The sequence below is a fragment of the Chitinophaga sp. W2I13 genome (assembly GCF_050434005.1).
Lineage (GTDB): Bacteria > Bacteroidota > Bacteroidia > Chitinophagales > Chitinophagaceae > Chitinophaga.
Genome location: NZ_JBNPWD010000001.1, coordinates 2745597 through 2771432, shown reverse-complemented (window position 1 = coordinate 2771432; position 25836 = coordinate 2745597). Strand labels below are relative to the sequence as shown.

19 protein-coding genes are annotated in these 25836 nt (G+C 48.4%); 8 read left to right on the top strand and 11 right to left on the bottom strand.

The window, feature by feature from the left end:
* Window positions 1–90 precede the first annotated feature (90 nt).
* Together QFZ48_RS11295 and QFZ48_RS11290 are read right to left on the bottom strand one after the other, a co-directional pair.
* Window positions 91–1329 (bottom strand): PepSY-associated TM helix domain-containing protein, encoded by a 1239-nt coding sequence (locus QFZ48_RS11295; protein WP_429042975.1) that lies wholly within the window; start codon window positions 1327–1329, stop codon window positions 91–93.
* 161 nt (window positions 1330–1490) lie between these two features.
* The gene (locus tag QFZ48_RS11290) at window positions 1491–1793 is read right to left on the bottom strand and encodes a YbaB/EbfC family nucleoid-associated protein (protein ID WP_370908797.1); all 303 of its coding nucleotides are present in this window, start codon (window positions 1791–1793) and stop codon (window positions 1491–1493) included.
* Between the two features lie 112 nt (window positions 1794–1905).
* Here QFZ48_RS11290 and QFZ48_RS11285 point away from each other — a divergent pair, with 112 nt between their 5' ends.
* The 3 genes from QFZ48_RS11285 (at window position 1906) to QFZ48_RS11275 (ending at window position 6892) form a co-directional block, all read left to right on the top strand.
* Window positions 1906–3141 (top strand): NAD(P)/FAD-dependent oxidoreductase, encoded by a 1236-nt coding sequence (locus tag QFZ48_RS11285; protein ID WP_429062314.1) that lies wholly within the window; start codon window positions 1906–1908, stop codon window positions 3139–3141.
* Between the two features lie 63 nt (window positions 3142–3204).
* Window positions 3205–4263 carry a DUF2891 domain-containing protein gene (locus tag QFZ48_RS11280; protein ID WP_429062312.1) on the top strand — a complete coding sequence of 353 codons (1059 nt, stop codon included), beginning with the start codon at window positions 3205–3207 and terminating at the stop codon, window positions 4261–4263.
* Window positions 4264–4336: 73 nt separating this feature from the next.
* Window positions 4337–6892, top strand: coding sequence for a DUF3857 domain-containing protein (locus QFZ48_RS11275; RefSeq protein WP_429062310.1), 2556 nt, complete (start codon window positions 4337–4339; stop codon window positions 6890–6892).
* Here QFZ48_RS11275 and QFZ48_RS11270 read toward each other — a convergent pair.
* From QFZ48_RS11270 to QFZ48_RS11260, 3 genes are all read right to left on the bottom strand, one after another.
* The gene (locus tag QFZ48_RS11270) at window positions 6889–8082 is read right to left on the bottom strand and encodes an FtsX-like permease family protein (protein WP_429062308.1); all 1194 of its coding nucleotides are present in this window, start codon (window positions 8080–8082) and stop codon (window positions 6889–6891) included. The two genes, QFZ48_RS11275 and QFZ48_RS11270, sit on opposite strands and share 4 nt — an antisense overlap.
* A 9-nt stretch (window positions 8083–8091) precedes the next feature.
* The gene (locus QFZ48_RS11265; protein WP_429062305.1) at window positions 8092–8742 is read right to left on the bottom strand and encodes an ATP-binding cassette domain-containing protein; all 651 of its coding nucleotides are present in this window, start codon (window positions 8740–8742) and stop codon (window positions 8092–8094) included.
* Window positions 8743–8845: 103 nt separating this feature from the next.
* Window positions 8846–10633, bottom strand: a complete 1788-nt coding sequence (locus QFZ48_RS11260; RefSeq protein WP_429062302.1) for a DUF4836 family protein — start codon at window positions 10631–10633, stop codon at window positions 8846–8848.
* Window positions 10634–10859: 226 nt separating this feature from the next.
* On the opposite strand from QFZ48_RS11260, the gene QFZ48_RS11255 reads away from it, so the two are divergent.
* Complete coding sequence (locus tag QFZ48_RS11255; RefSeq protein WP_370908804.1) at window positions 10860–11126, top strand: YciI family protein; 267 nt, start codon at window positions 10860–10862, stop codon at window positions 11124–11126.
* Window positions 11127–11181: 55 nt separating this feature from the next.
* On the opposite strand, the gene QFZ48_RS11250 is transcribed toward QFZ48_RS11255, so the two are convergent.
* Entirely contained in the window at window positions 11182–12198 is a 1017-nt protein-coding gene (locus tag QFZ48_RS11250) for an SRPBCC family protein (protein WP_429042997.1), read from the bottom strand.
* 89 nt (window positions 12199–12287) lie between these two features.
* Window positions 12288–12782 carry a peptide-methionine (R)-S-oxide reductase MsrB gene (msrB, locus tag QFZ48_RS11245; protein ID WP_429042999.1) on the bottom strand — a complete coding sequence of 165 codons (495 nt, stop codon included), beginning with the start codon at window positions 12780–12782 and terminating at the stop codon, window positions 12288–12290.
* A gap of 325 nt (window positions 12783–13107) precedes the next feature.
* Between msrB and mutL the strand changes: the two genes are divergently transcribed.
* Window positions 13108–14997 carry a DNA mismatch repair endonuclease MutL gene (gene mutL / locus QFZ48_RS11240; RefSeq protein ID WP_429043001.1) on the top strand — a complete coding sequence of 630 codons (1890 nt, stop codon included), beginning with the start codon at window positions 13108–13110 and terminating at the stop codon, window positions 14995–14997.
* Window positions 14998–15244: 247 nt separating this feature from the next.
* On the opposite strand, the gene QFZ48_RS11235 is transcribed toward mutL, so the two are convergent.
* Window positions 15245–16711: a gluconokinase gene (locus QFZ48_RS11235; protein ID WP_429062300.1), complete on the bottom strand. Its 1467-nt coding sequence runs from the start codon at window positions 16709–16711 to the stop codon at window positions 15245–15247.
* A gap of 81 nt (window positions 16712–16792) precedes the next feature.
* On the opposite strand from QFZ48_RS11235, the gene QFZ48_RS11230 reads away from it, so the two are divergent.
* From QFZ48_RS11230 to QFZ48_RS11220, 3 genes are read left to right on the top strand one after another with little or no spacing between them, the layout of a single operon-like run.
* The gene (locus tag QFZ48_RS11230; protein ID WP_429043005.1) at window positions 16793–18532 is read left to right on the top strand and encodes a GMC family oxidoreductase; all 1740 of its coding nucleotides are present in this window, start codon (window positions 16793–16795) and stop codon (window positions 18530–18532) included.
* A gap of 17 nt (window positions 18533–18549) precedes the next feature.
* A complete protein-coding gene (locus QFZ48_RS11225; protein WP_370908810.1) occupies window positions 18550–19245 on the top strand; it encodes a gluconate 2-dehydrogenase subunit 3 family protein in 696 nt (231 codons plus the stop codon).
* A 48-nt stretch (window positions 19246–19293) separates the two neighbouring features.
* Window positions 19294–20748: a Gfo/Idh/MocA family protein gene (locus QFZ48_RS11220; RefSeq protein ID WP_429043008.1), complete on the top strand. Its 1455-nt coding sequence runs from the start codon at window positions 19294–19296 to the stop codon at window positions 20746–20748.
* Between the two features lie 79 nt (window positions 20749–20827).
* Here QFZ48_RS11220 and QFZ48_RS11215 read toward each other — a convergent pair whose 3' ends face one another.
* Genes QFZ48_RS11215 through QFZ48_RS11205 form a run of 3 tightly spaced genes read right to left on the bottom strand, consistent with a single transcriptional unit; the run spans window position 20828 to window position 25662 of the window.
* Entirely contained in the window at window positions 20828–22582 is a 1755-nt protein-coding gene (locus QFZ48_RS11215) for a RagB/SusD family nutrient uptake outer membrane protein (RefSeq protein ID WP_429062298.1), read from the bottom strand.
* A 10-nt stretch (window positions 22583–22592) separates the two neighbouring features.
* Entirely contained in the window at window positions 22593–22928 is a 336-nt protein-coding gene (locus QFZ48_RS11210; protein ID WP_429062296.1) for a hypothetical protein, read from the bottom strand.
* Entirely contained in the window at window positions 22858–25662 is a 2805-nt protein-coding gene (locus QFZ48_RS11205) for a SusC/RagA family TonB-linked outer membrane protein (protein ID WP_429062294.1), read from the bottom strand. The genes QFZ48_RS11210 and QFZ48_RS11205 overlap by 71 nt, the downstream gene beginning before the upstream one ends.
* Window positions 25663–25836: the final 174 nt, after the last annotated feature.

The window sequence follows — 25836 nt, the reverse complement described above, 5'->3', positions numbered from 1 at the left end:
ACGTTAAAAGCGGGAGATAAAAACGGCGTAAAAAACCTTCCGTTTCTGAAGGGTGTTTTCAAAAATGGAAAACCGGAAGGATGATCCTTTTTATGCTACCTGTGCAGGAACCGCTTTGGATACGGCCGGAGCCACTGCTTTCTTTTTCTTCTTGCGGGTTCTGTTCAGCCACATAAGGGTACCGGTGGTAGGGAAGATAGCGCCCAGCAGTGCGAGGATTAAAGCAAATATTTTAGAAGGCGTACCAAAGATGGCGCCGGTGTGCAACGGTTTTATTGTTCCCCGGATCTGCTGCCCGAGGTTCCTTTGCGCAAAAGTTTGCGACGACAACACTTTCCCATTAAACTGATCCAGGTAGTAAGTGGTGGTGGCAGCTTCGTGCAGCGCGTCTGCCGGAAGCAGGCTTACCATAAAGGCCGCGGAGCTGTCTTTCGGCGCAGTAAACGAATAAAACAGTGCATCGGGAACGGCATGTTTGGCTACTGCCAATGCCGTTTCATAAGATATACTTTTACCATTCGCCTCCACTGCCGGAGCCGATAGCGGTGCTGCCGAAGGCTTGGGAGAGGTTCTCAGTGAAGCATACAACGCCTTGTTAAACCATTCAAACGACCAGGTTAAGCCCGTGAAAACAGATACAAAAAGGAAGATGGAAGTGTAAAAACCCAGTACAATGTGTAAATCATTGTTCACCCTTTTCCAGTTACCATCCCATTTGATTTTAATCCGCTGCCGGAAAATATTGCGCGTTTTGGGCAACCAGAGAATGATGCCCGTAACCAGGATAAACAAAAATATAAGAGTGCTGATACCGGTAATCAGTTTACCTACAGCGCCTGCCAGCAGCCAGCGGTGCAGGGAAAATACCTGGTAGTAAAATGTTTGCTGATAGCTGTATAGTTCTATGACTTTACCTGTGTAGGGATTTACAAACGCAGTACGTCCCTTTTCTTTCTTCGGGCCCGCGCCTTCTTTTTCACCAGCCTTAGCGGCCCCTTCTTTCTTTCCTATCTTACCTCTCCGCTCCCCGCCTTCTTTTGGTCCGCCTTTTTTACCTTCCTCCAGCTGCACCTGCAGCGCCCGTGTGGGGTCCGCAAACACCTGTATCCTTGCAATACCTGCACCCGGAACGGCCTGTTTTACCAGCGTAGCCACCTTGTCCAGCGGTAAACGCGCTCCTCCCGGCTCCACGAAATAACGGTCACGGTTAAACGCTTCCGTCAGCTCCTTCTCAAATACCAGTAAGGCACCTGTTAAACAGCTGATAGTGATCACCAGGCCGGCAGTAAGGCCCAGGTATAAGTGAATGCGCCGGAAAAATACTTTCATGTCAGAGTCGATCGTACCTGCAAAGAAAATCCACGCGCGGGGTATTATGGTATCGGAACCGGAATATTATTTACGTAATACAGAATTTCTTCAGTATTCCTATAAAACAAAATTGCCATATGTATGGTACGCATATGGCAATTCCCTGTATTGAAAATATCTTACATCAACCCTCCGAGCATTCCGCCGGCAGCGTTTTTCATTTCTGCTTCCCAGGAATTCTCTGCATCTTTCAGTGCACGGTTCAAAGCAGCCAGCAACAGGTCTTCCATTTCTTCCTTATGCTCCGGTGCGAAAAGACGCTCCGCAATATCAATACTTTTCACCTGGCGGTTACCATCCACGGTTACTTTTACTGCGCCATCGCCGGCCTCGCCGGATAAAGTTACGGTAGCCAGACGCTCTTTGCCTTCCTGCATTTTCTGCTTAATCTGCGTCAGCTTTCCAAATAAATCACCAAACATGTTTCTTGTGTTTTTAAGAAGAGCAAATATAGCAGATTTTTAACGGTGGCAATCCCCTCTGCTAAATCCGCACTATTCCGTATCTTACCAGCACGTAATCGTATCACTAATAATGGAAACAAAAGTTTGTATCATAGGCGCAGGGCCCGGTGGAGCCACCGCAGCATTGCAACTCGCCCAGCTTGGCATTGAATGTATCGTAGTAGATAAAGCCTTTTTCCCACGGGATAAAGTATGTGGAGACGGACTAAGCGGAAAAGTGCTCACCCTCCTGGAACGTATCGACAAAGGCATCGGACAACGCCTCCAGGAAGCAATTTTTAAAGCAGACAGCTGGGGCGTTACCTTCGTAGCACCCAACCGCATCGGGATGGATATTCCCTACCGCCTCGGATACCAGGAAGATAAGAGCAACCCAAGGGGCTTCGTTTGCAAACGTATCGACTTCGATAACTTCCTTGTTGATGAAATAAAACGCCGCCCCGAAATCCAATTATTCGAAGGCAAAAGCATCGATAAATATGAGCTCAAACCAGACGGTTACCACCTCTCCAGCAAAGACGGCTCCTTCAAAGTAAAAGCCGACGTGGTAATAGTAGCCAACGGCGCCCACTCTGGCTTCACCCGCGATGTGGCTGGTATTAAAATGGAACCCAAACACTATGTAGCCGGTATCCGCGCCTATTATAAAGGCATCACCGGTCTCCATAAAGACAACTTCATTGAACTGCACTTCCTGAAAAATATGCTCCCGGGCTACATCTGGATATTCCCCCTCCCTAATGGCGAAGCCAACGTAGGCGTGGGAATGCTCAGCAACTCCGCCCGCAACAAGAAAGTAAACCTGAAACAGCTGATGCTGGATACCATCGCTACCGACTCGGTAATGAAGGAACGCTTCAAAAACGCCGAACTCACCGGCAGCATCGACGGATATGGCCTGCCCCTCGGCAGCAAAAAAAGAAAACTGCATGGCGAACGCTACATGCTGGTGGGCGACGCCGGATTCCTGATCGACCCCTTCACCGGGGAAGGCATCGGCAACGCCCTGTACTCCGGCAGGATAGCCGCCCAGCAAGCCGCAGCAGCCATCGCTGCCAACGACTATTCCGATACCTTCTTCAACGCATACGATGAAGCGGTATACCGCATCCTCGGACCGGAATTCCAGGTAAGCACCAAATTGCAGAAACTCATCAAATACCCGTGGCTATTTAATATGCTGATGAAAATGGGCTCCCGCAATAAACAGCTGAAAGACCTGATGTCATGCATGTTCCATGAGGTGGACCTTCGAAAGAAACTGGGCCAGCCCATGTTCTACTTAAAATTGTTATTTAACAGATAAAAGCACCACTCCGTCGTGAAATTTTTAGGCCAATTATCCGTCATCCTCCTTTTCTCATTCAACATGAGCGCACAGGTACCTTCCAATCCGGAACATACGCCAGCAGCCACCCTGCTAACAAAGGACATCGCCAATAAACTGGTGGAACTGCCCCTGAAATGCCTGGACCTGGAATTCCCTTATAAAACAGGGATCGTATTCACCGACAGCTCACTGCTCACAGCGCCCAAAAATTATCACCCCGCTTTCTATGGCTGCTTCGACTGGCATAGCAGCGTGCACGGACACTGGATGCTGGTGCGCCCCCTGCTCAAGTCTTACCCCGACCTGGCCAAAGCCTCCGTCATCAGAAGTAAACTGGCAGCGCATCTATCTTCAGAAAATATAAAAATTGAACAACAACTGTTCAGCAGCGCAGAAAATAAAAGCTTTGAACGCATCTATGGCTGGAGCTGGCTCCTGCAACTGCAAAACGAACTGCTCACCTGGAACGACCCATTGGGAAAAACCATGAGCCAGAACCTGCAGCCACTGGCCTCCCAGTTCTCCATCGCCTATATCCAGTTCCTCGATAAAATCATGTACCCGATCCGCGTAGGAGAACATACCAACCTCGCCTTCGGATTATGCCTCGCCTGGGATTATGCCGTTACTGCAAAAGACGAACCCCTGCAAAAAGCCATACACAACGCCGCCATGCGCTTCTACGCCGCCGATAAAAATGCCCCCATACAATGGGAACCCGGAGGCTACGACTTCCTCTCCCCCTCCCTCGAAGAGGCCGACCTGATGCGCAGGGTAATGCCGCAGGCAGACTACCGCAAATGGCTATACGCATTTTTACCCGGCCTTTTTGAAAACAAGATAAGTATCCTGCAGGTGGCACAAGTAAAAGATAGAACAGACGGGAAACTCGTTCACCTCGATGGATTAAACCTGAGCCGCACCTGGTGCCTGGAGGCCATCGCGGAACACGGGGGCAAAAACCAGCAGGCCATTCAGCAACTGGCCCACGCACACATGGAAGCAGGACTGAAACAGGTTTTCAGCGGCAGCTATGCCGGCGAACACTGGCTCGCATCTTTTGCAGTTTATATGTTAACTATCGGAAAACAACCGTAAATTCATCAACAAAAATTTTTATTCCCCTATACCCGGCCGCCCATAAAGGGGTATCAATCAACATCACTATACTATGCACGTCATAAATTCCCGTGCCTGGAAGTTAGTATTATCCCTGCTGCTGATACTAACCCCCGCCATTGCACCCGCCCAAAAAGTAAATACCAGCCCCGCTCCGGCATGGCTCGTCCCCTTTACGCCCGATCTCTCCAAAAAACCCAACGCCAAAAATATCAGCGATGGCTATTACCTTCTGCTCCTGGAAGAACAACGGCATACAGAACTGAAAAGCAATTACCAACACTTCATCCGGCAAATTATCTCAGAAGCAGGCATCCAGAATGGCTCGGAAATTTCAGTGGAATACGATCCCCAATATGAAAAACTTACATTCCATAAAATAGTGATCCACCGCGATGGAAAAGAAATTAACCGCCTGCCTGGCGCAGCATTCAAACTGCTTCAGAAAGAAAAAGACCTCTCGCGGTTCATCTACAGTGGTACCTACACCGCATACCTGATCCTCGAAGATGTACGGAAAGGTGACCAGATAGAATACGCCTATTCCATTAACGGCGATAACCCCATCTTCAACGGGAAACTGGATAGCCGCATCTATTTCGTTGCCTACGAACCCATTGTCAATTACTATAAAAACCTGATCGTTAGCCCTCAAAGGCAGATCCACTTTAAACGGTATAACAATGCAGTCGCACCCCTCCAAAAATCATGGAACGGCCTCACCGTATACGAATGGAATAAAGTAGACATCAGGGAAACGGATAACACCAACTTTGTTCCTTCCTGGTATAATCCTTTTACCTATGTACAGGTAAGCGAATATCCCTCCTGGAAAGAAGTAGCGCAATGGGGGATGAAGGTCAATCAAAAGCCTGCACCAGGTCCGTTGCTGACCGGCAAAATCGCCGCTTTTAAAAAATCGGCCAATGGCGACCCCGCTGCCTATCTCCTGCAGGCATTACGATTTGTTCAGGACGATATCAGGTATATGGGCATCGAAATGGGAGAATACTCCCATCGTCCCAATAATCCAGACAGGGTACTGGCACAACGCTTCGGGGATTGTAAAGACAAAGCCCTGCTGCTTTGTACCATGCTGCGCGCCAATAATATTGTAGCCGACATGGCCTATGTTAATACGGATCTGAGAGGAACCGTCAGCGAATCACTCCCTTCCCCCAACGCCTTCAACCATGTTATTGTACATGCAGTACTAAACAATAAAACATACTGGCTGGATGGCACCATGTCCTACCAACGCGGAGGCCTCGTTGATTTATGCGAACCAGACTACGGGAAGGCACTCGTGGTAACCGATACCACCACGCAACTCACGTCGATCGTACCCGCAACCCGTGGCAAAATTGCCGTCCGCGAAGTTTTTACACTGCCGGACGATGAAAATAAAGATGGTAAACTGGAAGTAGTAACTACCTACCAACGTGATGATGCAGACGCACAACGCGCTGAACTGGCTGGCACCAGCATGAAGGACAAAGAAAAATCCTATCTCTCTTTTTATAAGAAGTTATATGGAGAAGTGGAGATCAGAGACTCCATCACCACCCGCGACAGCTTAGCCGGTAATACGATATATGTGAATGAAAGCTACCTGGTACACAACATCTGGCAAAGAGACAGCAGCACCAACAAGCTGAAATTCACGGCCAACGCGCAATCCTTTTATGACGTGCTTTCCTATATCTCCGACGATAAACGTAAAGTACCGGTGAGCATCCGCTATCCATACGACTTCGATTATCAAATCATCCTGCACACGCCGGTGAAGTGGTCGCTGGATCAAACACCACTGCACCTGCAGAATGATTACTACTCCTTCGATTATACGGCCAGCATCAAAGGGCAACAGGTCCTGTTATCCTATCATTTCAAAACCTTCAGCGATCATATCCCCGTAAAGTTTATACCGCAATATGCAGAGGACCTGAAGAAGATGAATGAAATAACTTCTATGGATCTTACCTGGAACCCAGGCACTGCTGCCACGCGTCATCCGGAAGGGAAAGGAAACTGGCTGGCTATCGTACTGGCAGTTTTATCTGCCGCTGCATTTGCCGCCCTCGCATTTGTTTTTTATAAGCATTCTGTTACACCCGCCGGGGAAGCACCGGAATCGCAGCCAATCGGCGGCGGACTGGTACTGCTGGCCATCGGGTTATTGTTTGCGCCAATGGGAGAAATCACCGGGATCTGCAAAATGGATGTATTTGATTACTCCTACTGGATCAGTATTTCCGACCGGCAGGACCTGGGAAATATCACCCTGGTACAGCTTTTCCTCATCATGGAAATGATGATCAATGTATTTATGCTGGCATACAGTATCCTGCTGGCCGTGTTGTTTTTTCACCGTCGTGATACCTTTCCTTTTGCACTGGCAACTTTCTATTTCATTGCTACTATTTCTATTTATGCAGATAATTCCCTGAATCACTATTTCTTCAAAACAGAAAAACCGCAGGATATTTTCAGCGTTAATTCCATCCTCTGGCCATTAGTGCGCATGGCAGTATGGGTGCCTTACCTGCTCATTTCACAAAGGGCTAAAAACACTTTTACTGTACCATACCGGCCACCACAGGGCTAAATATTATTTACATACTTCCTCACCGTGAGAAGGTTTACAATATACACGAGTCCTAATACCAGCGCGATACCTGCAAATACAGGCACTCCCGGCCAGGTGCTCACCTGCATGTCATGCTGCGCCAGTTCACCTGCCGCCCAGTATTGCAGCCCCGTTACCAGCAGCAACGACAAAATTCCGATTACAATATACAGGGGTACAAACTGCCGCAGCAGGTACCGCTGCAATTGTTTAGGGGCAGTACCCAGTATCACCAGCAATTGAATTTCCCGCTTGCAGGATGCAATCACCAGTTGTATAAACATGCTGAAAACCAGCAAGGCAAAAAACAATAAGATCAGTCCAAAAAATCCAACCACAGATACGATCGTTTGTACAATCAGCCTTGTTTTGCTGAACTTCAGTTTATCCTGGTTGGTAGTATAGCCATTGTCCTGTAAAAACTTAACCAGCTCCGGGTTAGATGGGTCCGGCGTTTTAATGATCACACGGGAAGTGCCCGCGGTGGTGGTCATTCCATACTTTTCATTGGCCCAGGACATAAAAGATGCCGGTACAAGAAAGGAAGAGATCCGGTCGGAGAAGCCAACAATATGCCCCATGTACTGATCGGATACCTGGTTGTTGGAAATATTTACCTGCAACGGCAATGCTTTTACGGTTTCCTGAGAAATCTGCGGCAGGTCCTGGCTCAGGGAAAAACCAAAGTTGTAAAGGTTCAGGAAGTCATTAGGCAAAATAATAGGAATAGTACGGTCGCCCTCACTCCATTTCCAGTCCTGCCCTTTCACATCCAGGAAGCTATCCGGTACTGCTTCAAAAAACATATCAGTAGCAAAGTGCAGGTCGCCCGGCGCCTGAACCACTACCTTATACTGGCTGGAGGTTACTAACCCAAACGACTGCACGAATGGCTGCTTTCTTATATTGGCAATTTCTTCGGGGGTAAAAATACTTTTAGCCGACTGCCCCATCATGGCGTTGGTGATGGTTTTATTGATCACGAGGAAGTCGGCGGTTTCATTCTGGTTTTTGCTGCTGTACAGCAGCTGGCTGAAGTTGGAATGCGCCTGGATAGCGATGAGGATCAGCAGCATCGCAATGCCCAAACCAACTGCCGCCATCAGGAACCGGGTTTTTCCCACACCGGTTTGAATAATTTTCTTCAGTAATTCAAAAAATGGACGCATGAAATAACATTAAAGATGATAATGCACATCATAAGGGAAGTGCTGGTCATTATCCAGGTCTGTTAAAATGAACCCGGCATTGCGGGCTTTACATTCATCGGCAATCAGTGCGGCGGCGCGCTGTGTATTGTCTTCATCCAGATGGCTGAAGGGTTCATCCATCAGGAGCCATTGGAAAGGCTGTACCAGCGCCCTGATAATGGCAATACGCTGCCTTTCGCCATACGAAAGGGTTTTGCCGCTTTGCTCCAGCACGTGCGACACATTGAGCCGGGCGGCCATTTCATCAATCTTTTCCGCGGGATAATAAGGCTTTGGCTCCATTACCCGCTTCAACGAAATGTTTTCCCTGGCACTGAGCTGCTCAAAAAGGCGAAGATCCTGGAATACAATACTGATATCCTTTTGCCGCATCACGGCTATTTCGTTCTTATTATATGCCTGCCATGGCCGACCATTCACCTGCACTTTTCCCGTATAGTCGTACCGGATATGATAGAGGTAATGGATCAGGGTAGTTTTGCCGGTGCCGGAAGGCGCCTTGATTTTCACAAAACTGCTTGGCTGGAAAGTGACGTCCTGGTTCCAGATGTCCGACGACCGTTGCCGGAGCTTATCCTGCAATGGTATGGGCATGAGCTGATTGAGCTGAATCTGCATAGTGGCATTTACTGTTAACAGTAGCGAATATAAATGATATATTTTACGCAAAAGAAAAGGGCGCAACGGATATCCGGCGCCCTTTTCCTGGTCGGGTTATAAATTACTGTGCAACGGCAGTATCTACCGGCGCAGCAAATACGCTGTCTTCATACGCTTTATCCTTGGCTTTCCTTGCCTGCATCACTTTTGCAGCTTCAGTGCCCAGGTTGATCAGCTGTACCAGGCTGTTCTGATCTTTATTTTTAAAGGTCAGCACCGCTTCTCCATGCTGTACGTCGCCGCCATCAGCTTTGCTTACAAAGGTTACGTCTTTCAACAGTTCCTTTGCTTTCTTGGCTACTGGTTTCTCGTCTTCTTCCATTTTATCTTCAGGAATTACGCTGGCTATTTTTTCAATGTCTACATAACCACCCAGCATGCTGCCTTTTACTTTTCCTTCGATACCATCAGGTAATTTGATGTGGCCTTTGCCACCCAGGTATTCCTGCAGCAGCAAGCTGTCGGAGCCCAGTGTCACAAATTTCTCGTTGATGGACATCGCCGGCATGGTAGCCGCTGCCATTGGATTTACCACTACATAATGATCTCCTTCCTTGGTAAATACTTCTTTCAGCATCGGGGAAGTCATAATTTTATTGAAGGCATCCTTGTTACCAACTTTCAGGCTGAAGATCCATTTAGCGTCTGGTTTCTCAGTGAACTCGCCGGGGAAATAAGGAGATTCCTTTTTGGTGATAGCGAAGTCAGAAGCCACGTAGGTCAACTGGCCTTCAAATGCGTTCAGCACATCGTCCATAGACAAGCCGGATTTACCCATCATCAGGTTCACCATACCATCCATACCCGTTGCTTTCACGATATCTCCGATCATGCGGAAATCAAAGGCATAAGAAATGAAACCGGTGATATTCTGGGAAGGATACTTCTTCAGCATATCCATATCGATCTCTTTCTTACCATATTTTTTATAGATCGCCGCCATTTCTTTACCCATGTAAGAGTGACCGTTGAAAACGATTTTACCGTTTTCAAAGTTAACCGTACCGGTATAGAAAGAACCTTCCATCAGTTTCTTTACGTTGGCAGGGATCATGGTAAACTGACCGCTGTTGTAAATGGCTTCCGGGTTTACAAAGATACCGGCGTCGGCATCTTCTTTCAGTAACTTAGCGAAAGGCTCAATGGAACCTGCTGTTTCATCTTTTTTCAGGTGAAAGAGATGATCCACTTCTGCTACCCAGGTTTTTATCTGCGCATCGTCTTCTGTTGTCACCAGGGCAGCAGGAACGGCTACTGCGGTGTCTATTATTGCTGTTGCAGAGTCTATTATAGGATCTCCATAATCGGGAGATGAAGAACCGCCCGGGTTATACTTTTCCAGGTTGCTTGGATCTACTGCACTGATATAGATAACGGCAGATTTGTTCCATCCGATTACGGCATGCTGCTTTTCTTCCCAGATATATTTAAAGTCATTTTGTGTTTTCAGGGAGAAGTTTGCGATGTTCTTTTTGAGATAGGCCTCAAATTTGTCGGCATCTTTCAGGCTGGCGGTAAGGCTGATGTAAGATTTATGCTCTGCCGGCTGGCCCTGGAACACAAAAGAGGCAAAGAAGTGGCTTTGCATGTCGATACCGGAGTTTTCGGCATCTTTCCAGGCCTTCATCACTTCATTGGAGGTGTCTTTACTTTGGGTGGCTTCAAACAGTTTATCCATGGTAATACCATTCGTCACCAGCTTGGTGGTCAATTGTTTGGCATTCAGGTCCACTACCACACCAGCTGTTTTCGGGATGTACCGGCTCTCGTCAGGGGCTTTAGAGCAGGAAGACAGCATAACCGCTGTCGTCGCAGCGGCTAACAAAACTTTGGAAATTGATTTTTTCATAAAAGCGTTAAAAATTAAGAAAATTATTCGGAGCAACACTATATCGAACATGACATTCCCACTATCGTGGTATTTCATTCGTGCAAAAGTACGTATATTTTTGTAGCGCATATGTCTCATTTTTCCCTGGCACATACAATATTTCCATACTGATTAAGTTTATACCTTTGCTACTAACTATGAAACTATTACTAAATACCATAGAAAAACCATTATGTTCCTGATTATGCTACAATACATACGGCCCGTTGCGGCTGTAGAACACTACATGGAGGCGCATACCGCCTTCCTGCAAAAACACTTCGACAGTGGCCGGTTCATCTTATCAGGCAGGCGAAAGCCGAAGTCGGGGTCTGTTATCTTGTGTAATGCGGCTACCCGCAGGGAGGTAGAAGAGATTATGAGCGAAGATCCGCTGGAAAGGTTCCAGCTGGCCCTTTACGAGATCATAGAGTTTGAACCAACCAAGTATGCCAACACACTGGGAAAATAATATTTCCCCCTGTAATGCCGTGCCAATCGTTTTTGCTTCTTTACTTCCGGGATAATTACTTCATAAAGTAGATGACCTTCGTGAGCCATTTGCTACTGTCCTTTTCTTTGCCCGGACCAATCACATACATCTCTATAGTGGGTGGTACAATGGTCTTCCCTTTATCGGTAATAAAGTTTCTGATCGCCACATGCGCATTGGCTACCTTGCCGTGAGGTCCCACGTAATCGGCATACGCGGCCTGTGCTGCCGGCAGGGTAATAATTTCATAGCCCGGAGCCGGTTTGCTTCCTTCCGGTACGGGGATCGCAGCGGCCATATCAGTTTGCCCCTGCTTCCGGTCCCAGCTGAAAAAAATGCCGCAGGGCACGCCTGGCTGCAACCGGGCAGCGGAAGCTGCATTAAAAATGGTCCGGAGGTTGGAATGGTAATAGTCGCTGATTTTGCTGATAGGGATGGTTTTTCGTACAGCCGCATACGTTGTTGCCGGGAAATTCATCTCTCTTACCGTCACATCAATGCCATTGGGTGCATTTGGGCCTTTTACCTCTGCTTCCGCCATACTCTTCAGGTTATTGAGCCCCTGCTCAAAGTCCTTTTCCAGCGCGCCTTTCATAAAAAGGGTCATTACATTCTGAGGCCGGTCGTAATGGGTATCAAATCCCCACACAACCTTTGTTTTCCCTGCCGCTTCCGATAACCGGAAAAACACATCTGACTCAGATGCAAACGGCGTGATAAAGGTAAGCTTCTGAGTAACCGACTTATAAGGGTCCATGGACAGGTGTTGCAGCTTTCCCTCCCCGATCTTGCTGCCTTTCCACGAGTCTACAGTGCCAATGGAGCCATCTTCACCAGTGATAGTATACCTGGCGTCGGGGTCCATCTGTTTCCAGGTGCTCCACTCATTAAACTTCTCGAATTTCACAATATCATTCCATACAATTGTCGCGGGGGCATTGATTTCCACTGAACGCTCCACATGCATGGTAGTGGGCGCAAAAAAGATCAGCGCAATTGCAATGAACAGGATGATTCCTATGATCCAGGCGAGCGTTTTAAGTACTTTCATGTCTGTCGGGGGTTGATGATAATAAAAATACATCTTTTTATTGTTCAACCGACAGATGATACTGACAATCAGGGCAGAAGAATGTTTGACTACTCCAGTTCTTTGTCACCGTTTTTTTTATCTTGCTGGTATTGTTCATCCGCTTCCTGCGCTTTTTCAAAGTCCAGGATCACCGAATTAATACAGTAACGGAGCCCGGTTGGCGGTGGTCCGTCGTCGAATACATGCCCCAGGTGGGATTTACAGCGGCCACATAATACCTCCGTCCTATGCATCCCATGACTGTTGTCCGGAGAATAAATAACACTGGTTTTGGTAAGTGGCTGAAAAAAACTTGGCCAGCCACAGCTGCTGTCAAACTTGGTATCTGAAACAAATAAAGGGTTACCACAAGCAGCACAGTAATAGGTTCCGTTCTCCCTGCTATTCCAGTATTTTCCTGTAAAGGCCCACTCTGTTCCTTTCTCCCTGGCAATATGATACACGTCTGTTGGCAGTACTTTTTTCCATTCTTCGTCTGTCAGATTTACTTTAGTGGCATCCGTATGGGAGTAAATCTCTCCCTTCTTTTTTCCATCTTCCATTGATTTCTTTTTTTCCCCATTTTTGGGGTAAGTATAGTTGGTATACCCTGATAGAGATAGTCAAAAATATCAGTTTCCATAGGTACATATGTAAAGTTTTGATTCGTTAACTTCTCATTAACACTATCATTGTGATTACTGGGTCGTTGGCCGGTTCCTTTTTTATCTCTACATAAATTACGTATGAACAAGCATAATGGATTGTTATTTCCTGCAAATCAAGGGGCTATTTAACAAAACAGTTAATTTTTTGTTTAAAACTGTCTGATAATCACCGATGAGCAACTGCATATAAATTGTTAACTTTACAGCAAAAGGCTAGTAAGTGGCGGATATCATCAATTTATTACCAGACAATATAGCGAACCAGATAGCTGCAGGGGAAGTGATACAAAGACCGGCATCAGCGGTAAAAGAATTACTGGAAAATGCAGTGGATGCAGGTGCTACCGATATTCAACTGATCATTAAAGATGCAGGCAAGGAGTTAGTGCAGGTAATTGATAACGGCGGCGGTATGAGCGAAACAGATGCCCGGATGTGCTTTGAACGACATGCCACCTCTAAAATACAATCCATAGAAGATCTCTTCCAGATCACCACCATGGGATTCAGAGGAGAAGCGCTGGCCTCCATTGCCGCAGTTTCCCAGGTAGAACTTAAAACCCGCAAAAGAGGCGCGGAAGTAGGCACCTACGTGGAAATTGACAACAGCTTTGTTAATAAACAGGAACCCTGTCAAACCGCTGAAGGTACCAGCATTGCCATGAAAAACCTGTTCTTCAATGTGCCCGCACGCAGAAACTTCCTGAAAAGTAATGCCGCGGAAATGAGACACATCGTAGACGAGTTCATCCGTGTGGCCATGTCGTTCCCGCAACTGCAGTTCTCCCTGACAAGCAATAACCAACAGCTGTTCCACCTGGACAAAGGATCGCTCAAACAGCGCATCGTGGCCATCCTGGGACAACATTATAATGCACGCCTCGTAAGCGTTAAGGAAACTACCGACTACATGAATGTGTACGGATTTGTAGGAAAACCTGAAACCGCTAAAAAAACCAGGGGCGACCAGTTCTTTTTTGTCAATAACCGCTTTATCAAGAGCTCCTACCTGAACCACGCCGTGATGAACGCATTTGCAGACATCATCCCGGCCGACAGCTTCCCGCTCTATGTATTGTTTATTGACGTAAACCCCGAACATGTCGACATCAACGTACATCCTACCAAACAGGAGATCAAGTTCGATGATGAAAAACTGATGTATGCCTTCGTGCAATCGGCGGTAAAACACTCCCTGGCCCAGTTCAGCATCACTGCCACACTGGATTTCGACCTGGACCCGAGCATTCAGGCCCTGGACGCGGTAAGTAAACCCTTCACCGCCCAGCAGCAGAATGAATCCATCCAGAGCCCCCTGTATAAATCATTTACACAGGCCAACCAGGCGCACATGATCGATAAAAGCAGCAACAGCAGCAACCTGAAGCACTGGAAAGATCTGTACGAAACAAACAGTAATAACGAAACTACTTATACCATCGCCCCGGAACCGGAAACACGGCCGGCTGTAACCTACGAAAGTCAGCCGCATGCCACCGCCTCCGTGATCGATGAACGCTGGCAGGATACCGCCACCGATCAAAAAGTACCGGTACAGGTGCACCAGCAATATATCCTGTCGCAGATAAAGTCAGGCTTTATATTAATAGACCAGCAGGCCGCCCATGAAAGAATCCTCTATGAACGCTACCAGCGTGCCTTACAGGAAGCTCCCATGGCCACCCAGCAAAGCCTTTTCCCGCAAACCCTGCAACTGCCCCCGGCAGATGCGGCCCTGGTCAGCGAAATGCTGGGCGACCTCCAAACACTGGGCTACGACCTGGAACCATTTGGCAACAATACCTTTATCGTTCGCGGTACCCCCGCCGATATCCAGAATGGTAACGATCACGCCACCATCCAGAGCCTGCTGGAACAATTCAAAAACTTCAGCCACGAACTGAAAGTAAATAACCGCGAGCAACTGATCCGCTCAATGGCACGTAATAACGCCATACCAGCCGGCAAAATACTGGCTGCCCGCGAAATGCAGAATATCATCGATGAACTCTTCGCCTGCAGCATGCCCAATGTTGCTCCCGGCGGCAAGTTCACGTTTATATCATTTAAACTCACAGACCTCGCGCGTATGTTTGAACGCGGGAACTGATGTCAGGATACTAAAAATCCGGGGAGACAGAGCAGGCATTGCCCAGCTTTACTCCCCGGATCTTTAAACAACGGCTCTGCCCGCATAAACCCGCTCTCCTGATAGCTCCCAAACCCTTTACAGCAAAGGATCTCCAGATCAAGTCCACCTCACCTCCAGCATTTCTCCGTGTTTAGTCCATGTTTAATGCAGCTCCTATCCATGTGCAACGTAGGTTTGCGCCTACCGCAAGGTTAGTGCTATACCATCATTCTGCCGTAAGGCATTCTTCTATCTGCCCGTATAACTTCAGGAACATCTTATACTTTTTACGATAAGCTTCAAACCGGGTGGCATCCGGCATAAATACCGTTTGCGCCTGTTCTGAGGACCGCTCCGGCCATCCCAGCACGTTAGCAGCCAACAGGATAGCACCAAGCGCAGAGGCGTCGCTTTCCTGCTGCAGGTGCATTTCCTGGCCAAAGATATCCGCCAGCAGCTGTATCCACCCCGGCGCATTGGTAAAACCACCGCTCACAGAGATCTTTTTCACCGGCCCGGCAGTTTCCTCCAGGGCTTCTTTAATGCTCAGCAACGCAAAACAAATCCCTTCCAACACGGCGCGGGTGAAGTGCGCCGGCGTATGCTGGGGCTGAATACCGATGAAGGCCGCGGTAGCATGACTGTTCCACACCGGCGCCCTTTCCCCCAGCAGGTAAGGTAAACAAAGGAGTTTCCCGGGGTCAGTTACCAATGCCTCTGCCACCAGGTCGTTCAGCGCATCCAGTGGCTGCCGCAGGAAATCCCTCACCAGCCATTGCAGCACCACACCCCCATTATTGGAGGCGCCACCGGTAATATAAATATCATCTGTCAGGAGATAGGTGAATAGCCGGCCACGGGCATCAGTGAGTGGTTGGGCGCTTGCCATCCTCACCGCTCCGCTGGTGCCAATGGTAAGCGTGGCATGTCCTGCATCCAGCGCACCGCTGCCCAGTTGGGCCAGGCAGCCATCGCTGCCACCAATCACAAAAGGCGTACTGGCCGGGATATCCAGCATGGCTGCCATATCCGGCAACAGCCCGCTCACCACATGATTAGCCGGTACCGGCTGTGGCAGCTGCGCAGCCCTAATACCCGCGACGCCCAAAGCCGTTTCGTTCCATTGAAGTGTGTGAATATCAAACAGGCCCGTCGCCGACGCAATGGAGTGATCCGTTAACCAGCGTCCAAAAAAATGATGAAAGATGTATTCCTTAATACCCGGGAACATAGCCGTAGCGGCAAATAAGGCAGGCTGCTGCTCCCGCAGCCACATGATTTTGCACAGGGGCGACATGGCGTGTACCGGCGTGCCGGTTTGCCGGTAAATCAGCCTCCCTTCCGGCGTATCGCGTAATGCCAATGCGTTAGGCTCACTCCGGTTATCGGCCCAGATGATCAATGGCGTGAGCGCCACCCCCTCCCGGCTCACCGCCATTATGCTGTGCATGGCGCTGCTGAAGGAAATGGCCGCCGGCGCGCCTCCTGCCTGGGCTACCGCTTCCCGGATGCCGGCTATTACCGCTTCCAGGATCACCCCAGGTTTTTGCTCGCTGTATCCCGGCTGCGGGTGACTGGTACCATATGCCTGCTGAAACACCGCCAGAATTTTTCCGTCCATTCCTTGCACAATCGATTTTGTACTGCTGGTGCCTATATCTACACCAATAATATATGCTGTATGATCACTCATAAAAAAAACCGTTCTTTTTCCGCATTTAATTTATAGATTTAAAACCGGTGTTCTTCTAAAAAGTCTAAAATATCCACGCAAATGGCTTTCGAAATCAAAAAACAGGGGAAGGTTTATGACGTTTGTATTGTTGGTTCCGGCGCCGGAGGAGGCATGGCCGCAAAAATCCTGTCGGATGCCGGCCTGAAAGTAGCCCTTCTGGAAGCGGGCCCTAAATACGATCCGGCCGACCCGGAGCAGGCAACACAGCTGAAATGGTCATATGAATCGCCCAGAAGAGGAGCCAGTACCACCCGTCCTTTCGGCGACTTCGACGCATCCTATGGCGGATGGGAACTCAACGGTGAACCTTACACGAAAAAAAACGGAACTGAATTCGACTGGTTCCGCTCCCGCATGCTGGGAGGCAGAACCAATCACTGGGGCCGCATCTCACTGCGGTTTGGGCCCCGCGACTTCAAACACAAAAGTTATGATGGCCTCGGCGACGACTGGCCCATTACCTACGATGAGGTGGCGCCCTTTTACGACCGGGTAGATAAGATGATCGGCGTGTTTGGCAGCAAAGAAAACCTGCCCAACGAACCGGATGGCTTCTTTCTGCCTCCACCTAAACCCCGGCTCCATGAGCTGATGGTGAAAAAAGCAGGCGATCGTTTAGGCATCCCCGTTATTCCGGCGCGCTTATCGATATTAACCCGCTCCGTAAATAAAGACCGCAGCCCGTGCTTCTTTTGCAGCCAGTGTAACCGCGGCTGTACCGTGTATGGCGACTTCTCTGCCTCTTCAGTGCTGGTAAAGCCAGCCATGAAAAGCGGACATGTGGACCTGTATACCAACGCCATGGTGCGGGAAGTATTAACAGACGGCAATGGCAAAGCCACCGGCGTAGCCTACGTAGATAAAACAGACCTGCAGGAATATTCCGTAAACGCACGGGTAGTTGTACTGGCCGCCAGCGCCTGCGAATCGGCCCGCTTGCTGCTGAACTCAAAATCAGCCAAACATCCTAACGGACTGGCCAACTCCAGCGGTGTAGTAGGTAAATACCTCCACGACTCAACCGGTTCTTCACGCGGAGGCTTCCTGCCCCAGCTGATGGACCGCAAACGATATAATGAAGACGGCGTAGGCGGCATGCATATGTATGTTCCCTGGTGGGGCGATAACAAGAAACTGGACTTCGCCCGCGGCTATCACATCGAATTTGGTGGCGGCATGCACATGCCGGGATATGGCTTCGGCTTCGGCATGGAAAATATGAACGGCCGGGCGCCCGGTCGTGATGGCCAAACCAAAGCAGCCGGTGGCTACGGCGCTTCACTGAAAGATGATTACCGCCGCTTTTATGGCTCCCAGATCGGCTTTGCCGGCAGGGGCGAATGTATTGCGCGGGAAGATAACTATTGCGAAATAGATCCGAACGTGGTGGATAAATTCGGGATTCCTGTACTGCGTTTCAACTACACCTGGAGCGATCATGAAATCAAACAGGCCAAACACATGCAGGATACGTTTGAACAAATCATTCATGAAATGGGCGGCATCGCCTTTGGCACCAAGCCCGGACCCGAAACCAAATACGGACTGGAAAATCCGGGCCGCATTATTCATGAAGTAGGCACCACCCGCATGGGTGACGACCCAAACAAATCCGTGCTGAATAAATTTAACCAGGCACACGAAGTAAAGAATCTCTTCGTTGTAGATGGTGGCGCGTTTGTGTCACAGGCAGATAAAAACCCTACCTGGACCATACTCGCGCTATCTATGCGGGCATCTGAATATATCGTGGATCAATTGAAAAAACAGAATCTCTAATCTTTTAAGTTTTTTTCATGGATAGAAGAGAATCACTCAAAGCGCTTGCACTGGGAACGTTATCAGTTGGTACCATTTTATCTGCCACCAGTTGTGAAGATAAAAAAACAACGGCTGATAAAAATGATCATCCCAATGTGAAAACCGCCGGCTATGGCCGTACTCCGGAAGAAGTACTGCGGGATAAATCGTTAACAGAACAAAAGTTCTTTACCGACGCCGAAATGAAAACCATCACCATCCTGGCGGATATCATTATCCCGGCAGATGAACATTCCGGCAGCGCCTCCGATGCAAAAGTGCCGGAGTTTATAGAGTTCATTGTAAAAGATATACCGGAGCATCAATTGCCTATGCGCGGCGGACTACGCTGGCTGGATATGCAATGTGCCAAACGGTATAATAAGTCATTTGCAGAAAGCAGTGCAGAACAACGTATCGCCGTAGTGGACCTGATTGCCTGGCCGGGAAAAGCGTCCCCGGAAAACAGCCAGGGCGTCGCCTTTTTCAACCGCATGCGTAATCTCACTGCCACAGGCTTTTTCACCAGTAAAATGGGCATCAAGGATCTGAACTACATCGGTAATACACCCAACGAATGGGATGGCGTACCTGACGATGTATTAAAGCAGTACGGTTATGCCTATGATGAAAAAACACTGGCTACCTGTCTGAAAATCGAAGACAGGGGCAAGCTGATGACCTGGGAATAACGATCAAACTTGCTATTTCATAATTTAAATCCAGAAAACTTCACATCAATGATTCCAGAAAAAAAGAATGAGGGAGAAAACGGTGTTTCCCGCAGATCATTCCTGAGAAACGGTGCGCTCGCCGCCGCCGGTTTCATGATAGTTCCACGTCATGTATTAGGCCGTGGCTTTGTAGCGCCAAGCGATCGCCTGCGGGTAGCAGGTATCGGCGTAGGCGGTAAAGGCTTCAGCGATATATCTGAATTTGCTAAAGGTCCGGCTGATATTACTTTCCTGTGTGATGTAGATAAACGTCGCGCAGCCGAAGCCGTGAAGAAATTCCCTAAAGCAAAGTTCTATACCGACTTCCGGGAAATGTTTGACAAGGAACACAAAAACTTCGATGCTGTGTCTGTGTCCACACCGGATCACACACACGCCGTAGCAACAATGGCCGCTATGCAGCTGAAGAAGGATGTATATGTGCAGAAACCATTAACCCACGACATCTACGAAGCACGTATGCTTACGCAGGGCGCCAACAAATACAAGGTAGTAAGCCAGATGGGTAACCAGGGCTCTTCCGGCGATGGCGTTCGTCAACTGATGGAATGGTACAATGCCGGACTTGTTGGTGATGTACACACCATCTACTGCTGGACCGACCGTCCGGTATGGCCACAGGGCGTTCCCTGGCCAACCACCCGCGAGGAAGTTCCTGCAGAACTGAACTGGGACCTGTGGTTAGGTACCGCTCCCAAAAAAGATTACGTGGGTAACCTCGTGCCTTTCAACTGGCGCGGCTGGTGGGATTACGGTACCGGCGCTATCGGCGACATGGGCTGTCATATCATTGAACCTCCTTTCCGTGTATTGGGCCTGGGCTATCCCACTTCTGTTGAGTGCAGCGTTGGTAGCGTATACGTGGGAGAATTCACCCGCGGATATTTCCCTGAAAGCTGCCCTCCTTCTTCCCATGTAATTATGAAATTCCCTGGAAAGAATGGCAAGGAAGTAACCCTTCACTGGATGGACGGTGGTATTCAACCAGAGCGTCCGGAAGAACTGGGACCCAACGAAACAATGGGCGACGGTGGTAACGGCGCCTTGTTTATCGGTGATAAAGGCAAAATGATGTGCGGTACCTACGGTATGTATCCTAAGTTGCTGCCTACTTCCCGCACTACAGAAGCAAATGTGCCGCAAACTATTGCACGCGTACCGGAAGGCCACTACGTACAATGGGTAAACGCTGCTATTGCCGGTTACGGTAGCAAACAACAGAAAGCGCTGAGCTCTCCGTTCGATATTGCCGGTCCGCTTACAGAAACGATCCTGATGGCTAACCTGGCTATCCGTAGCTTCGATATCCGTAAGGCAAAAGCAAATGGTAAAGGCTTTGATTATCCGGGCCGTTATATCAAACTGCTCTGGGATGGTAACAATATGAAGATTACCAACTTCGACGAAGCCAACCAGTTTGTAAAACGCACTTACCGCGATGGCTGGTCACTGGGCGTATAAATGATATCCATATAAAAAAGAAAATGCCGCGATAATCCGCGGCATTTTTCTTTTATGAAAAGCTGGTACATGAATCCCGCTATTGATAATCGTCTTGTTGTTTCAGGTTACTGTTCTTCCTGATTTCATTGGCAGGAATAGGCAGTAAGTAATTCTTCGCCTTATTAAATTTACGGGACTGGATACTGTATACATGGTATACAAAAGGATGTCCGGCAATCATTGACCCCAACACCTCAATGCCAAAAGCATTTTCATTAAAAGCCGTTTCGGCATCCCTCCACCTGCGGGCATCAAAGAAACGGTGTTCTTCATAAGCCAGTTCATACCGTCTTTCATATTTCAACACGGCCCATAAAGCGGCTCCGGATGCAGTAGTAGCAGGCATCCCGGCACGTTCGCGTACCTTATTCAATACAATACGGCCGTTCGCCTCATCGCCATATCCAATAGCTGCTTCTGCATAGTTCAGCAGAATTTCTGCATACCGGAAGAAGATCCAGGACTGGTCGCCTCGGAAGAACTGGGCATCCAGGTTTTTGTCCATAAACTTACGCAGGTAATAACCGGAGTAAGTACCATTCCAGTTTTCGATGGTACTGTTGCGGGTATCAAGTCCCCACACACTGTCCCTTCCATTGGCGGCTTCATATTTCCCGGTTTGTATCACTCCTACCGGGTCCGTTTTGGCGGCATCGGAAGGACGTGGTTTCCACTTAGCCCCATCGTATAAAATGGTGGCGTAAAAGCGGGGATCCCGGTTTTCATACGGCGCCTTTGCCTGGGCAGCATTGCTCCATGAAAAAGCAGTACCATCTTTCATCTGGTAGCCGGTCACAAAATTCTCAATAGGCACATTTCCGCCCCAGTTGTGATACCCGTTAGGACCATTGTACAGGTCGTGAGAAGTACCCAGTAATGCTTTATCATATTGCTTAACAAAGATCATCTCCGGGTTATCTTTATCGAGGAACACCCGGGTATAGTTCTCTACCGGGTTTGCGGTAGGCTGGTAAAGGCTGTAAGTGTTAAGGTCCATTACCGCTTTTGCTGCATCCATCGCCAGTTTGTAGCGGTCTTTTTGTAAGCCGGATTTATACCCCATTAAGTCATTGGGCACTTTCGCATCATTGAACAGGTTGCTGGCGGCGTAAAGCAGTATCCTGGATTTCAGGGCCATAGCAGCGCCCCTCGTCACTCTTCCTTTGCTTGCCACGGCATCATAGGTGGCCGGTAGTTGTTGTGTAGCCAGGTCACATTCCGCTGCAATGAACTTAATACATTCGTCGAAAGTGGCTCGCTTCACACTCAGGATCTCCTGTTCATCTCCCTTAATATTAAAAGTTTTGGTGATCAACGGAACACCGCCATAGTATCTCACCAGCATGTGATAATACCAGGCCCGCATAAAATGCACTTCGCCTGTCATGCGTGTCCGCACGGCTTCATCGGTCAAAGGCACGTCTGCAATTTTCTCCAGGAACATATTACAGTTACGGATAGCCTTGTAGTGCAAATCCCATCTGGCAAAATCGTTGATGGCGCCCACATCATCGGCGGAGGCGTTACCCTGCACCACCCTGGAGGTATTGTAGTCGTGGATAAACCGGCTTTCGTCTGTCATGGAGGAAAGCATTACTTCAAGGAAACCGGGACGCATCTGTACATACAGGTCGTTTACAAATGCCTGTACCAGGCCCACATCTTTCCACACGTCATTTTCTTCATACTCGGTTAAAGGCTTCTTTTCGAGGAAGTCTTTATTGCAACCGGCGGAAACCGCACATAGTAGAAACGCTCCCGCTATATATCTGATAATTGTTGTTTTCTTCATGGCACATTAATTAAAAGGTTACGTTTAATCCCACATTATAAATCTTGGTTTGTGGATAGAACTGTCCGCTTCCACTTGGCGCTTCGGGGTCAAAAATCTTCACTTTGTCGATGGTAACCAGGTTCTGGCCACTTACATATACCCGGAGGTTTTGCAGTCCAATCCGTTTGCAAAGGGTGGTAGGTATGTTGTAACCAAGATCCAGGGTTTTTAAACGGACATAGTTGGTATTCCAATACCAGAAAGTATTCTGACGGTTTACCCAGTACTCACGGTCACGGTCGTACGCTCTTGGCCATGATCCGTTGATATTGTCTTCTGTCCAGCGGTCTTTTACATATGCCATCGGGAAGTTCCCAATCAAAACCGGATTCTGTACGCAGGTACTGGCTTGCGCCGGTAGCGCCCTGCCACAGCATGGTGAAGTCGAAGTTTTTGAACTTGGCGGTCATGGTCAACCCGAAGATCCACGTAGGATTTTCTGTACGGTCCATGCGAATACGGTCCAGGTCATCAATGGCGCCATCGCCGTTTTTGTCCAGGAAGATAACGTCGCCGGCTCTTGCGCCGCCAACGTGCGGGCTTTTATCCACTTCATCCTGTGTTTTATAAATACCAATGGCCTGGTAATACAGTGGTGCGCCTATCTGTTTGCCGGTAGCCTGCTGATATGCGGGCAGGTTCGGCGTTTCGTCGAAGAACAGTACTTTATTTTCTGCGTGGGTAACGGTTCCTATAATTTCATAATGGAATTTTTTGATGTCGTTCTTGTGGCTCAGCACCAGTTCAAACCCTTTGTTTTCCACCTTGGCAATATTTTCCTGCGGCAGGGTCATACCGGTATAGCCGGGCATCGACTGGCTGCGGCTGGCGAGGATATTGGATCTTTTAGTCAGGAAGTAATCTCCTTCAAAGGCCAGTTTATCTCCCAGTATTTTTGCTTCGATACCGAAATCATAGTTGTTGGCTACTTCCCAGGTAATAGACTCGTTGGGCGACCGCAGCTGGTAAAGGCCTTTATTCAGGTCTCCGCCCAGCATTACACCACCGGCACTGAATCCATAGGTACTCAGGTACTGGAACGGATCGATCTGGTCATTACCCATTTGTCCCCAGGACGCGCGCACTTTAAAGTAGTCCAGTGTGCGGATGCTTTTTTTCCAGAAGGCTTCATTAGACAATACCCAACCTGCTGAAGCGCCGGGGAACAGCCCCATACGGCGGCCTTCCGGGAAATTCTGGGAGCCATCGTAACGCATGTTGTAATCAAACAGGTAGGTTTCCTTGTAGTTATAGGATATACGCCCGAAGTAATTGCGGCGAGCATATTCAAAGCCGCTGCCGGCATTATTCTTTTCTTTGTCGCCACCCAAATTCAACTGGTCCAGCTTATCACTGATAAAGTACCTGCGGTTTGCAGAGAAGCCATCATTTTTCAGTGTGGCCTGTTCAAAGGCGATGAAGCTGCTGAGATTATGCTTCCCGAAAGAACGTACATAATTCACTTTGAAGTTGACAGTGGTTTGGCGCAGCGTACTAAACTGTTCCGTTAGTTCAGGCGCGCTTACACCCCTGGAACCCGCATTTAGCTTATGCGTAGGATCATTGGCATCTGCCAGCGTGTATAATGTCCAGGGTTTAATGTACGATTTGTAGAAGTCGAAGTTCTGATCGTAGGCAAAGCTACCATCTACAAACAATCCTTCTACTCCCGGAATATTTACAACGGCCGACATGTTGGTATTGATCACATAGTTCTTATCGTTGGTGTAACCGATTGCATTTGTTCCTGTAACAACGGGGTTATCTCCGTATTCAATATCAGGTCCGGGCAGTCCGTTGGGCCAGATAGCGTTTTCTGTTGGACGGCCGCGCATCAGGGATCTGAAAATAGAACCGGCGCTGCGTGGAGGAAAGTTCCTGTTTTCCAGGCGTCCTGCCAGGTCGAAACGCAGGCGGATGTAATCACTCACTACTGCATCGAGGTTAGCCCTTACGTTCTGTTGTTTGTAATTGGTGGCACTGCTTTTATAAATACCGTCCTGAAATAAGGATCCGAGGGAAACGTAGTAAGACATTTTTTCTGTACCGCCGCTGAGCGACAGATCATGCCTGTTTTGCAAAGAGTATTTTTTAATCGCTGCATCGTACCAGTTGGTATTGGGATAGAGCCACGGATCGGAGCCGTCTCCAAATTTCTTGATCTGTTCATCTGTATACTTAGGAGCGTCTCCTCCATACTTTAAAATTTCGTTCACTACTTTGGCGTACGTAGGCGCATCCGCCATTTCCGGCAGCCTGGTAGGCGTTACAAACGACTGGTTGAAGCCGTAGCTCAGGGTCGGTTTACCTCCTTTACCGCGTTTGGTGGTAACGAGGATAACGCCATTGGCCGCGCGGGAACCATAAATGGCCGCGGCAGCATCTTTCAGAATGGACACACTTTCGATGTCGTTGGGGTTCATGCGCTCAAAACCATCGCGCGGGAAACCATCAATTACAACGAGCGGATTACTGTTACCTAAAGTACTGCGGCCACGGATAAAAATACGGGAGCCGTCGTAACCGGGCTCTCCACTGTTGTTAACGGCAATAATGCCGGGAATACGGCCAACAAGCGAGTTAGAGATATTAACGTTGGGTGACTGCTGTAACTCGGCGCCTTTTACAGAGGATACTGCGCCGGTTTTTGTAACTTTTTTCTGTGTACCATAACCTACTACTACGTACTCGTCCAGGGTTTTCTGGTTCTCTTTCAATACAACATTCTGGGTTGTCTTTCCGTCTACTTTCAGCTCCTGTGCATCAAAGCCAATGTACTGGAATACGAGTACCGCATCTTTTTTAACATCGGTTAATACATAGTTGCCTTTTTCATCGGAGGTGGCGCCTTTCTTGGTGTCTTTCACCAACACCGTAACCCCGGGCAGCGGGTTACCGTTGATGTCTTTAACCTTTCCCTTAACTGTTAGATTTCCTTGTTGCCATACACTGGGTAATGGCGCGCGCGCAGTGATGGCGCTGCTGGTGGTCGCAAACAGGCATAGCAATAGCATAGCCTTTGCATAACGTGGGTTCATGCTACAAGTGATTTTGGAAGATGATGAAAATTTGTCTGTTAACTAGCTTTTCATAACGACGAAACGGGTATTCATGTCTATGTAAGATAAACATGAAAAGTTTAATTATTTTCTAAAAATAAATGTCTCAAATACAATTATTTTAAAATTTCTTCCTTAAAAAAACGAATAAAT

Bases quoted from the DNA above. Each gene is read 5' to 3' on its own strand.
- QFZ48_RS11295 (WP_429042975.1), bottom strand. From the start codon at position 1,329: ATGAAAGTATTTTTCCGGCGCATTCACTTATACCTGGGCCTTACTGCC.
- QFZ48_RS11290 (WP_370908797.1), bottom strand. From the start codon at position 1,793: ATGTTTGGTGATTTATTTGGAAAGCTGACGCAGATTAAGCAGAAAATG.
- QFZ48_RS11285 (WP_429062314.1), top strand. From the start codon at position 1,906: ATGGAAACAAAAGTTTGTATCATAGGCGCAGGGCCCGGTGGAGCCACC.
- QFZ48_RS11280 (WP_429062312.1), top strand. From the start codon at position 3,205: ATGAGCGCACAGGTACCTTCCAATCCGGAACATACGCCAGCAGCCACC.
- QFZ48_RS11275 (WP_429062310.1), top strand. From the start codon at position 4,337: ATGCACGTCATAAATTCCCGTGCCTGGAAGTTAGTATTATCCCTGCTG.
- QFZ48_RS11270 (WP_429062308.1), bottom strand. From the start codon at position 8,082: ATGCGTCCATTTTTTGAATTACTGAAGAAAATTATTCAAACCGGTGTG.
- QFZ48_RS11265 (WP_429062305.1), bottom strand. From the start codon at position 8,742: ATGCAGATTCAGCTCAATCAGCTCATGCCCATACCATTGCAGGATAAG.
- QFZ48_RS11260 (WP_429062302.1), bottom strand. From the start codon at position 10,633: ATGAAAAAATCAATTTCCAAAGTTTTGTTAGCCGCTGCGACGACAGCG.
- QFZ48_RS11255 (WP_370908804.1), top strand. From the start codon at position 10,860: ATGCTACAATACATACGGCCCGTTGCGGCTGTAGAACACTACATGGAG.
- QFZ48_RS11250 (WP_429042997.1), bottom strand. From the start codon at position 12,198: ATGAAAGTACTTAAAACGCTCGCCTGGATCATAGGAATCATCCTGTTC.
- msrB (WP_429042999.1), bottom strand. From the start codon at position 12,782: ATGGAAGATGGAAAAAAGAAGGGAGAGATTTACTCCCATACGGATGCC.
- QFZ48_RS11235 (WP_429062300.1), bottom strand. From the start codon at position 16,711: ATGAGTGATCATACAGCATATATTATTGGTGTAGATATAGGCACCAGC.
- QFZ48_RS11230 (WP_429043005.1), top strand. From the start codon at position 16,793: ATGGCTTTCGAAATCAAAAAACAGGGGAAGGTTTATGACGTTTGTATT.
- QFZ48_RS11225 (WP_370908810.1), top strand. From the start codon at position 18,550: ATGGATAGAAGAGAATCACTCAAAGCGCTTGCACTGGGAACGTTATCA.
- QFZ48_RS11220 (WP_429043008.1), top strand. From the start codon at position 19,294: ATGATTCCAGAAAAAAAGAATGAGGGAGAAAACGGTGTTTCCCGCAGA.
- QFZ48_RS11215 (WP_429062298.1), bottom strand. From the start codon at position 22,582: ATGAAGAAAACAACAATTATCAGATATATAGCGGGAGCGTTTCTACTA.
- QFZ48_RS11210 (WP_429062296.1), bottom strand. From the start codon at position 22,928: ATGGCATATGTAAAAGACCGCTGGACAGAAGACAATATCAACGGATCA.
- QFZ48_RS11205 (WP_429062294.1), bottom strand. From the start codon at position 25,662: ATGAACCCACGTTATGCAAAGGCTATGCTATTGCTATGCCTGTTTGCG.